Consider the following 11,400-nt stretch of genomic DNA (forward strand, 5'->3'; position numbering starts at 1 on the left):
CCTTATACCCTTCATTATTAGCCGTTATAGAGATAAATCAATAATTATCTTGACCAATCCGTCGGATGCACTTAAAGTAAAGCAAGATTAGTAATAACTGCTGTTTGTCAGAATGAAAAATGACTGGTTTACGCTACTTGATAAAAGTAAAAATGAATAGCCTCTATCAGTATTTAAAGTACTGGTATTTCAACCAAGTCGTTATTACACTTAGCTTAATTCTGTTATAACTCTCAAACTTATTACTATCTAACTAATTAACACCTAAAAATTCAGTACTGCCACAGCCCCGAAGCTGTATTTAGGTCTGCTAGACAATATCTACAGCCTAACCAAACAACATCTAAAACTTATTCAGCTATACCGCGCCTCTTCACTATTGAGTAATAACTTTGAATGTTAAGTGATCGCTCATAAATTAAAACATACGCTCAAGCGCAAACACATGCTCATAACACCAACCATTAACATCAGCTTGCTGATTTATTCAAGTGTGATCCGCTTGTTAATGTTTAATAGTCTGGGTTTTGACAAGCCTGATATTAGTAAGTTCGATCTTAGTAACTTAAGTCTGACGAGTTAATTTTGAGCGGCTGATTAATTTCGGGCAAATGCTTGGTGTGGAGTACTTGGTCAGTTCTGAATAAATCACTACTCTATTTTTATAAAGGAACATTTACGATGACGCAAAAAATAACTAGCGACTTTGATCAGGACGCTTATCCTCGCGACCTAAAAGGCTATGGCGATAACCCACCTAAAGCAAACTGGCCAGGCGGTGCAAAAATCGCGGTGCAGTTCGTATTGAATATTGAAGAAGGCGCAGAAAATAGTGTCCTTCATGGCGATGGCCAATCTGAACGCTTTCTATCTGACGTTCTAGGTACCCCTGAATTCAATAACCGCCATCAATCTATTGAGTCGGCATTTGAATACGGTAGTCGTGTTGGCGTTTGGCGTGTGCTCGACGTGTTTAAAGAATACGGCTTGCCTATTACGACCTTTACTTGCGCGGCTGCCGCTGAAAAAACACCGCACATTATCGAGCGTATCTTAGAAGATGGCCACGAAGTAGCAAGCCACGGTCTGCGCTGGATTACTTATCAATATATGTACCGTGAGACCGAACGTGCACATGTACAAGCGGCCACTAAAATATTTGATCGGATGCTTGGTGGACAGCCATTAGGCTGGTACACTGGTCGTGATAGCCCTAACACGCGTGAGCTAGTAGCAGAGCAAGGTGGTTATATTTACGACTCCGATTCTTACGCTGATGAGCTTCCCTACTGGCTAGATGTCAAAGTACAGGACGGCAACACCATAACTCGTAAGCCGCACCTAGTTATACCCTATACACTTGAAACTAACGATATGCGTTTTGCCTCAAGCCCTGGTTTTACCCACGCCGAACCCTTTTATCAATATCTAAAAGACAGCTTTGATACCCTATATGAAGAAGGCGAACATACGCCTAAAATGTTAACTATTGGACTACACTGCCGAATGATTGGCCGTGCAGGTCGTATCAAAGCTCTCAAGCAATTTTTACAATACATTACCAGTAAGCCCGACGTTTGGGTATGCCGCCGCGATGAAATCGCTAAGCACTGGTATGAAAATCATCCAGCGACTGCAGATAATAGCGCCGACTGGATGTAACCATAGACAGTTTATACCTCAGTGATTCAATTGCTCAAAAACTACATCTTGTGTCCGGTATTTGCTTAGCTCAAATAAGCAAATAGTGGCGATACTTGGCCTAATAGTTTAATAATATGTGCAGCAAACTGTGGCTAAACTGCCTAACCGTAACAATCGTGCAGCGCAAGTATAAACGCTCACGAATAAAAGCTCGAAGAACCGTAACACCGTTATAGACCACTGATGGTCTATAACTTAATAAGTTGCTAAAACAATTAAATAAATGACACTGCTAACTAACCTAAAGGTGAACTTATGACTACCACAATCATTGCCAAGCCTCTGACTAAAGCTGCATTTGCTCCTTATGGCTCAGTGATTGAGCCTTATGATGATCAAGAAAAAAGTCCTGAAAACAGTTGGGATATCAATCGCGGCTACGCCTGTCGTCATAATGCCATCTCAAAAGTTGCCTTAGATGGCGGTGAAGTTGGTTTTAGTATTTTTCGTACTAAAAGACGTGATTGCCCCATTACGCTATCGGTTATGGAATATCATCCGTTTGGCACGCAAGCCTTCTTTTCTATGAATACCACAGACTATCTAGTCGTTGTGGCCAAAGCTGGCGATGCGCCTAAATCAGCTGACGATTTAGAAGTGTTTTATGCTCATTCGCATCAAGGCGTGCAGTATGACGCTAACGTTTGGCATCATCCGCTACTCGCACTAAACGCTGATTGTGACTTTTTGGTTGTCGATCGCATCAATGGTGATGGCAATAATTGCCATGAATTCGAGATTGATGATTGGGAAGTTTGCATCGATGTATCTGCTGAGCAGGCTAAAACTCAGGCCTAATTACTATAGTCAGATGATTAATAATTTTGGTGGTGTTCTAAAAAGTATGTTGCCATCAGACATAGCCATAATTGACATAAAAAATACCAAATCAAACACTCTAAAATAATTATCGAGCTTTTTAGAGAAACAACAAGTTCTTCTAACGGCTTGTTTTAATCGATGTCTGACACGAGAACGTAGCTTTCTTTGTTTGATCGCTTTATCTTGGCAAGATAGTTCAACAGTTCAAGAAAAAATTGATCATTATGTGTATGATTTGCTATAAAAAATTGGTCAAAAAGCACCAACTTTTAAGCCAACATTTATCGGTTGTTTTAATCAGTGTAAGTCATTGCTTTTATTAACAATAATTACTTGTGTACAGTCTGAACTGCTCCCTGATTTGTAAGGGATTAAGACTCCGATTGTGGCCAAGGGTACCATGCGTGATCAGCCATGGATTGCAGCTTACGAAAATTGGAATGTAGATATTGGCCTTGCATGCGGTTTTTCTGGTAAAGCGCAAATAGGTAAAGGTATGTGGGCGATTCCTGACGAAATGGCCGCTATGATGGAATCTAAAATAGAGCATCCACAAGCTGGTGCGAACACCGCTTGGGTACCTTCACCAACTGGCGCAACCTTGCACGCAATGCATTATCATCAAGTCGATGTTTTTGAATCTCAAAAAAGGCCTTCTTGACAGACCTCGTGCGAACATTGACGATATTCTAATGGTCCCTTTATTAAAGGACCCTGAGGCATTAAGCGCACAAGAAATTGAAAATGAATTAGAAAATAATGCGCAAGGACTGTTAGGTTACGTGGTTCGGTGGGTTGATTTAGGCATGGGCGCTTCTAAGGTGCCTGAGATCAATGACATTGGACTCATGGAAGACAGAGCAACTTTACGTATTTCTAGTCAGCATATCTGCAACTGGTTAGAGCATAGAATTTTAGATGAATCACAGGTCCGTGCGTCATTAGAAAAAATGGCAGCAGTTGTCGATAAACAAAATGAAAACGATCCAAACTACCGGGCTATGTCTAACGATTTTGACAATAGATTAGCCTTTCAAGCTGCACTTGATTTAGTGTTTAAAGGGAAATCCCAGCCAAACGGGTATACCGAATCTTTGCTCCATGAGTTCAGACACAAATTTATCGCGGCACAAAACCACTAAGGAACATTAACAATGTCAACAAAAAGTACTTATTACGCACCAACTGGTGGATTGCCTCCGCAAACACAGTTACTAACCGATCGCGCTATCTTCACCGAAAGTTATGCGATTATTCCCAAACGTGTACTAACCGACATTGTTATTAGCTATTTACCTTTTTGGGAAGGAATGCGAATGTGGGTGCTTGCACGTCCTTTAACCGGTTTTTCAGAAACTTTCTCACAATACATAGTTGAAGTAGCACCAAATGGAGGCTCTAAAAAGCCAGAGTTGGATACTAAAGCAGAAGGCGTATTGTTTGTAGTTGAAGGTGAAATGGATATTACTATTGAAGGCGAAGCGCATAATTTACAAGCGGGTGGCTATGCTTTCTTACCACCGGGATGTAAATGGACGTTAAAAAACAACAGTAGCAAGCACGTTAAATTTCATTGGATCCGCAAAGCTTATCAATTTGTAGACGGTATTGATGCGCCCGAACCCTTTGTAACAAGCGATCACGATGTTGAAGCTATTGAGATGCCGGGCACAGAGGGCGTATGGAAAACCACTAGGTTTACAGAGCAGACTGATATGCGTCACGACATGCATGTGAATATAGTCACTTTCCAGCCAGGTGGCGTGATTCCATTTGATGAAACTCATGTTATGGAACATGGTTTGTATGTACTAGAAGGTAAAGCCGTATATCACTTAAACGGTGAATGGGTAGAAGTTGAGGCAGGTGATTTTATGTGGCTGCGCGCATTTTGCGCACAATCTTGTTACGCCGGCGGACCTGGTCCATTTAGATACTTACTATATAAAGACGTGAATAGACAAATGCCGTTTATTCGCCCAGAATGATAAGCAGTATAGATGCATAATCGTTAATTCGAATATGCATTTATTACTTTTTAAAACTGCGCTAGCAATTGCATTGTTAGCGCAGTTTTTTATGAAAAGGAATAAATCTCTCGAGTTAACCTTCACCCTGCATTAAGTATCGTTTCAAACCCCAATAACGGCAACATCACCTAAGAAAAAATAAATTATAAATCAACATCCTCACGTTATGTAGTCTATAGCGTCAAGAGGCTAGTTGATGGTTTTAAATGACAGCAGTTTCTAAAGTAAAAGCATGTTGCTGACAGCCGTTTAGGTGCTAAATATTTATTTGCAACTGACGACTTCTTCGCTGATAAAAGCCGCATCCTAAAGCCTGAATCTCCACAATTCATGGTTGGTAAATTTGACGACAATGGTAAATGGATGGACGGCTGGGAAACTCGTCGTCGCCGTGAGCCTGGTAACGACTGGTGTATCCTTGCATTAGGTCAACCTGGTATTGTTTAGTCTATCGACATTGATACTGCTTACTTTAAAGGTAACTTCCCGGATTCAATCTCTGTGCAAGCAGTCTATGCACCGAATACACCTGAGCAAACTTTGATTACTCAAAGCATGTTCTGGGACACTTTGCTTGATAACGAAAAAACCGTTGTGCATGAAGTGCATACCTTTGGCAAAAACAAGCTTAAAATTGACAAACCTATTACTCATATCCGTGTCAACATCTTCCCAGATGGCGGCTTAAGCCGTGTACGCGTCTATGGTAAGGTTGCTGACGTTAAGGCGGATTCATGAGCACCAAGTTAATTGCTAAAACATTAGTCAAAGCTGATTTTGCGCCATATGGTGCGGTTATCGAACCGTATGGCAAGGATGAAGAAACGCCTGAAAATTGCTATCATATTAACAATGGTTATGCCTATTGCCATGACGCCATCGCTGAAGCATCACTTGATGCCGGTACGGTTGGCATGAGCATCTTTCGTGCCAAAATGCGCGAATGCCCTATTGCTTTATCAGTGATGGAATATCATCCGTTTGGTACGCAAGCGTTCTTTTCAATGACCGGTCAAGACTATATCGTCATTGTTGCCAAAGCTGGTGAGCCACCAAAATCTATTGATGATTTGACCGCATTCTATGCCAAGTCAAATCAAGGTGTGCAGTATGACGCTAACGTTTGGCATCATCCATTATTAGTACTTGGCAGTGATGCTAACTTTTTAGTGGTTGATCGTATCCATGGTGAAGGCAAGAATTGCTATGAGCTTGAGATTGGCGATTGGAATATTTGTGTTGAGTTAGAAAGTGAGCAAGTTGCAGTATAATTGACTCATCTTGGCCTAGGCCAAGACTAACAAAACTCGATATTTCATTGATGAACTCTTATGTTATAAAAGCCAGTTAATTACGATTAGCTGGCTTTTTTATGTTTATTATTCTTCAAATTAATAACCTCAAACCTTAAAAAAGGCCTTTATCTTTAATAAGAGATAAAGGCCTTCTTGTTAATAAGCACTTGTTAGATAAGCGTTTATCTACACCTTACTCACTAATTCGTTGCAGAAATGCTCGCGTACGCGGATGGGTTGATAGCTTAAACATTTGCTCCGCGCTACCTTCCTCAACTACATGGCCATCCTCAATCAACACCACATGGTCCGCTACTTCACGAGCAAAGTTAATCTCGTGGGTGACGACGACCATCGTCCAACCTTCCGATGCTAACTGCTTCATAGTCGCTAACACCTCTTTAACCAATTCTGGGTCAAGGGCGGAAGTCGGCTCATCGAATAATAATAAAGACGGTTCAATAGCGAGCGCCCGCGCAATGCCTATGCGCTGCTGCTGGCCACCAGACAGCTGAAACGGATAAAGGTCTGCTTTATCCGACAACCCCACTTTATCAAGTAGCGTCAAAGCTTGCTTGCATGCCGACGCTTTACTTGTTCCTTGTACTACCACAGGGCCTAGCATTAAGTTTTCGATAGCCGTTTTGTGCGGAAATAGATTATAAGACTGAAAGACCATACCAGACTTACGCTGTAGCGCTAGTAAGGTTTTTTTATTAGGCTTAATACCAAAGTCTACCGTTAAGCTCCCATCATCAAAAGCAATCACCCCTTGATCCGGGATCTCCAGCGCATTTATACAGCGTAAAAAGGTCGTTTTACCGGATCCTGAGGGCCCTAATATTACCACCACATTGCCTTTACGAATAGTTAAATCAATGCCTTTGAGCACTTGATTGCTACCAAAAGCTTTATGAATATTAGTGACTTGAATCATGAAAATTCCTGTTGCGCGCGTATTAGTGGCTGTTTAAAACGATTGATTATAGAACGCTTAATTAATGGCTTATTTGGCAACATAACGGTCCAGTCGCTGCTCAAGCCTACCTTGAATAAAGGTTAAAAACAGACAGATTCCCCAATAAATAAAGGCAGCTTCGGTATAGACCAGCATAAATTCATAATTACGGGCAGTAATGATCTGTGCTTGTTTAAATAGCTCAGTAACCAACACTAATGACGCTAAAGACGTGTCTTTTACCAAACTAATAAAAGTATTGGATAAAGGCGGTACCGATACTCTGAGCGCTTGCGGCAAAATCACGTGGCGGAAGGTTTGTAGATAAGTCAGCCCGACTGTTGCTCCTGCTTCCCATTGTCCTTTTGGAATGGACAAAATAGAAGCGCGCACCGTCTCCGATGCATAGGCACCAATATTCAGTGAAAAGGCGATAATCGCGGATGGAAAAGGATCTAACTTAAGGCCAATACTAGGCAGCCCATAAAAGATGATGAATAGCTGCACCAGCATCGGTGTACCACGAATAGCCGACACATAAATGCGTGCCAGACGATAAACAATTTCATGCATCCAGCCAGCACGCGGCACGATACGAATCAGTGCCACGCCTAGCGCAATCGACATCCCTATCGCAAAGGATATCAACGCAAGCGGTATCGAATAATAAATACCGCCTTTGAGCATTGGCCAAAAGGAGTTGATGACAATTTGCGCCCGATCTGGGGTCATAAATGGCAATAAAGCCAATAGTTCGGCTAACCAGCTCATTAGTTTTGTCGACTTATATCAGCGCCAAAGAATTCTTCACTGAGCTTAGTTAAAGTGCCGTCGGCTTGCAAAGTAGCCATCGCTTCGTCTACTTTGGCAATTACCGCGTCATCACCTTTACGTAATACCAAGCCTGAACCACGCTGCTCACTGGCTGGTGCGACCAGTTTAATCTCAAGGCTACTATCAGGGAAATTTTTAAGATAGTCTAAGACCGCTAAGTTATCATTCATCGTAAAGTCAGCGCGGTCTTGCTTCACCAGTTGTACTGCTTGTGCCATACCATCAACGGCAACAATTTCGGCCTCGTAGCGTTCGGCCAGCTCACCGTAATTACTGCTGAGCGATTGGGCGGTACGCAGACCTTTTAATCCCTCCCACGAGCTATAACGATTGTCATCAGTTTGGGCTAAGACCACTGCACCTGACCAGCTATAAGCCGTTGCTTTGTCATACTTAGCTTTGCGCTCAGGCGTTGTCAAGCTGACTTGGTTGGCCACCATATCGAAACGTTTTGAGTCGAGACCTGCCAGCATTGCATCCCACTGGGTCTCTTTGAACTCTACGTCCACTCCTAGCTTGCCAGCAATGACACGTGTTACTTCAACGTCATAACCGGTAAGTTTACCGGACACATCGTGATAAGTGAACGGCGGATAAGTGCCTTCGGTACCGACGTTAATAGTACCGCCATTGTTGATACGCTGGAGCAAGTCTGAACCTCCAGCTGCGCTATTGTCAGCTGCATCGGTAGTTGTATCGTTAGTGTTAGATTGACCACAAGCAGTGAGCAATAGCGTACTAACGGCAAGGGTTAGCAGGGCGCGGCGTTTCATAAGTTGTCCTTATGCAAATGGATGAGCAAATAAATAAATCGTAGTCAAAAAAAGACAGCTCATAATAGAATAGTTACTTGGCTGCTCGATTTGAGGGTTCACAAGGTAATTTTCAATATGGGTATTACTTTTAATACTGCCTTTAAGAGTAAATTGAGATGCGTCTATACTATCGCGATTGAGTTAGATTAAACGTACACAAACAGTGTGCATACGTAAGATTGTTAGCATTTGGCTGCCAATAATTATTAATGACCTACTTATTATCCTCTGAACTCCTACTGGTCGGCGGTACTATGAACAATAAAAAGCCCCAACCACGATTGTTATGATTAGGGCTTGTTTATGTATAAGAGCTTTATTTTTTATAACAGCCTTACTACTTATAAAAACATCAGCAACTTATGCCGCGTATTTTTTACGCACGATTTCTGTCATCTCGCCCATATTACGTAATTGCAAGCGGACTTCTTCCCAGTTGCGTGTTTTTAGACCACAGTCTGGATTGATCCATAAGCGCTCAATGGGGATATATTTTTTCGCCTCATCAATCACGATTTGCATGTTATCGCTATCAGGGGCGCGTGGGCTATGAATATCATAAACACCTAGACCGATGGCATTTTAATAGCCGCCTTGAGTATTTGTAGAACCATCGGCATTGTTATCAACCTTAAAGGCGTCTAGCAGCTGCAAGCCTGAACGTGCGGTCTCAATAGTAATAACGTCGGCATCCATGGCAGAGAGATGATGTAAGCAATCATGGAAGCTTGAGTAACACATGTGGGTATGAATCTGAGTTTCAGGATTCGCACAGCTGGCAGAATGCTTCAAGCTGTCAACCGCTTGTTTCCAGTAGTGCGCATGTTCCGCTTCTTTCAGTGGTAAACCTTCACGAAAGGCGGGCTCATCAATCTGAATAACCTCAATATCGGCGTCTTGTAAATCGCTCACTTCTTGGTTAATGGCTTCTGCAAGCTGTAGGCACAAGATATCACGGGTGGCAGCATCACTGGGTGCAAACGACCAGTTCAAAATTGTCACCGGACCGGTCAACATTCCTTTCATGGGCCTATTAGTTAAGCTTTGCGCGTAGCTAACCCAATCAACCGTCATGGCATTCGGGCGGCTGATGTCACCGACTACGATTGGTGGACGGACACAGCGCGTACCATAGCTTTGTACCTAGCCATTTTTGGCCAACCAAAAGCCGTCTAAATACTGAGCAAAATACTCAACCATGTCGGTACGTTCCGCTTCACCGTGGACCAATACGTCAAGACCCAATTCTTCTTGATCGGTCACACACTGACGGATTTCAGCCTTCATCGCATCTTGATAATCGCTATCACTGAGCTCACCATTGTACCACTGGCGACGGGCTTTACGAATCTCAGCGGTTTGCGGGAATGATCCGATAGTAGTGGTTGGTAATAGTGGTAGATTTAACTTTTCTTGTTGCTTAGCATAACGGTCTTTGAAGACACCATCACGCGATTGCGCAGCAGACTGAGTTGGGGTTAAGCTAATATCGGTGGCGGTGACATCTGGTTGTAGTTCACCAGTAGCCAATTTAGCACAAATCACTACTTCGCTTAATTTTTGCTTAGCAAAGGCCAGTTTACCTTTCAAGTTTTCAGGTACTTCTTCAGAGGTTAAATCAACTGGTAAATGTAGCAATAATGAACCGCTACCTACCCATAAACGTTCATTGTCCTTACCATCACCCGATTTTGGCTGATTGTGATACGTATTCAAACGCTCATTGGCCTCTAATAAGATATCTTGGGCACGGGCTTGATCCGTTATCCAAACGCTACGGCCATCAACGACACCGATAGATAGTAATTTATGACTTGGTAGATGGTCAATCACTTGCGTGACATATTGCTTAGGCTGACTTGAACGCGTAATATCGATATGAATACCACTGACTGGTAAGTTACAAGCGATATTGCAGTTATTACCTAACGAGTCAAAGTAGTTAGCAACGATCAATTGTGGCGGCGTTTGTTGTAGACCGTTATAGGCACGCTCAAACGCCTGCTGCCAGCGACCATCGAGGTCTAATGATAAGATAGGCTCATCCATTTGTACCCAATCAACGCCTTGCTCACCCAACTGATTAAGCAAGTCAGCATAAACTGGTAGCAATTTATCAAGATGTTCCAGCTTATCATCTAACTTTGAAGTTGCTAGGTATAAGAAACTCACTGGACCCACTAAAACTACTTTTAATGCTTTATCAGTTTGCCCGCTTTTCTGAATAACGGCTTTAACGTCGCTTACTTGTTTAAAGATATGAGTAAAGTCAGTGTTGCTAAAGTCTTCATCCGCTTCCAGCTCAGGCACTAAATAATGATAGTTGGTATCGAACCATTTGGTCATTTGCCAAGCGGCATTGTCTTCATACTGACCAGTATGGTCACGACCACGGGCGAAATAAAACTGACGCTCAAAGGTATCAAGGGTCTTTGCACCTTTAAAACGTGTTGGCTGCACGCCAAAAGCAACGGCTTGGCTTAGCACTAAGTCATAATGCGCAAAATCGCCAGTGGTGATGATATCAAGACCCGCATCGATTTGGTCTTGGATATTGGTAGTGAAAACTTCTGCTAGCGCGGCTTGAGTAGTTGCCTTGTCTTTTTTACCTTTCCAGTAATGCTCTAAAGCAAGTTTGGTTTGGCGTTTGTCACCGATACGTGGATAGCCTAGGATGTGGCCAGGTACTCTAGATTGTGGTTTGATAGTAGACATCTGGTATTACTCCGTTCATCATATTTAATATTTAAGATTGAATATTTAGGGATTGAGATAAATAGTTTCGATGGAGTAATCATAACCGATTGCTAACATGAATAAAAATAAACTTACTTGTCTTAAGATGAATTATATTAATGTTAAGACTAGGGTCTGTATAGAATTCAAATCAGCGGCAGCCAAATAAAGACACAGGCTAGAATCACAGCAGCTTCATAACTGTC

Annotated in this window: 7 protein-coding genes and 3 pseudogenes; 6 read left to right on the forward strand and 4 right to left on the reverse strand. The window is 42.4% G+C overall.

From position 1 onward, the window contains the following. The first annotated feature begins 681 nt into the window (after positions 1-681). From puuE to JMY06_RS03220, 6 genes and pseudogenes are all read left to right on the forward strand, one after another. Complete coding sequence (puuE, locus tag JMY06_RS03195) at positions 682-1,662, forward strand: allantoinase PuuE (protein ID WP_201616139.1); 981 nt, start codon at positions 682-684, stop codon at positions 1,660-1,662. Positions 1,663-1,959: 297 nt separating this feature from the next. Beyond that, positions 1,960-2,502: an ureidoglycolate lyase gene (locus JMY06_RS03200; RefSeq protein WP_201616141.1), complete on the forward strand. Its 543-nt coding sequence runs from the start codon at positions 1,960-1,962 to the stop codon at positions 2,500-2,502. 403 nt (positions 2,503-2,905) lie between these two features. Next, positions 2,906-3,668 (forward strand): annotated as a pseudogene (locus JMY06_RS03205) (malate synthase G); the annotation flags it as partial. Between the two features lie 12 nt (positions 3,669-3,680). Further along, positions 3,681-4,514 carry a bifunctional allantoicase/(S)-ureidoglycine aminohydrolase gene (locus JMY06_RS03210; RefSeq protein WP_201528111.1) on the forward strand — a complete coding sequence of 278 codons (834 nt, stop codon included), beginning with the start codon at positions 3,681-3,683 and terminating at the stop codon, positions 4,512-4,514. A gap of 345 nt (positions 4,515-4,859) precedes the next feature. Beyond that, positions 4,860-5,294: pseudogene (locus JMY06_RS03215) on the forward strand (hypothetical protein). Then, complete coding sequence (locus JMY06_RS03220) at positions 5,291-5,827, forward strand: ureidoglycolate lyase (protein WP_201616143.1); 537 nt, start codon at positions 5,291-5,293, stop codon at positions 5,825-5,827. The pseudogene JMY06_RS03215 and the gene JMY06_RS03220 overlap by 4 nt, the downstream one beginning before the upstream one ends. Positions 5,828-6,044: 217 nt before the next feature. Here the strand turns inward: JMY06_RS03220 and JMY06_RS03225 are convergent, their stop codons facing one another. From JMY06_RS03225 to metE, 4 genes and pseudogenes are all read right to left on the reverse strand, one after another. Further along, on the reverse strand, positions 6,045-6,788 hold the full coding sequence (locus JMY06_RS03225) for an amino acid ABC transporter ATP-binding protein (protein ID WP_201616145.1): 744 nt from the start codon (positions 6,786-6,788) through the stop codon (positions 6,045-6,047). Positions 6,789-6,857: 69 nt separating this feature from the next. After that, positions 6,858-7,541 (reverse strand): amino acid ABC transporter permease, encoded by a 684-nt coding sequence (locus JMY06_RS03230; RefSeq protein ID WP_201616186.1) that lies wholly within the window; start codon positions 7,539-7,541, stop codon positions 6,858-6,860. 38 nt (positions 7,542-7,579) lie between these two features. Further along, positions 7,580-8,416, reverse strand: a complete 837-nt coding sequence (locus tag JMY06_RS03235) for an amino acid ABC transporter substrate-binding protein (protein ID WP_201616147.1) — start codon at positions 8,414-8,416, stop codon at positions 7,580-7,582. Positions 8,417-8,818: 402 nt separating this feature from the next. Further along, positions 8,819-11,173: pseudogene (gene metE, locus JMY06_RS03240) on the reverse strand (5-methyltetrahydropteroyltriglutamate--homocysteine S-methyltransferase). Between the last annotated feature and the right edge of the window lie 227 nt (positions 11,174-11,400).

This window comes from Psychrobacter urativorans (genome assembly GCF_904846675.1).
GTDB classification, from domain to species: Bacteria; Pseudomonadota; Gammaproteobacteria; order Pseudomonadales; family Moraxellaceae; genus Psychrobacter; species Psychrobacter urativorans_B.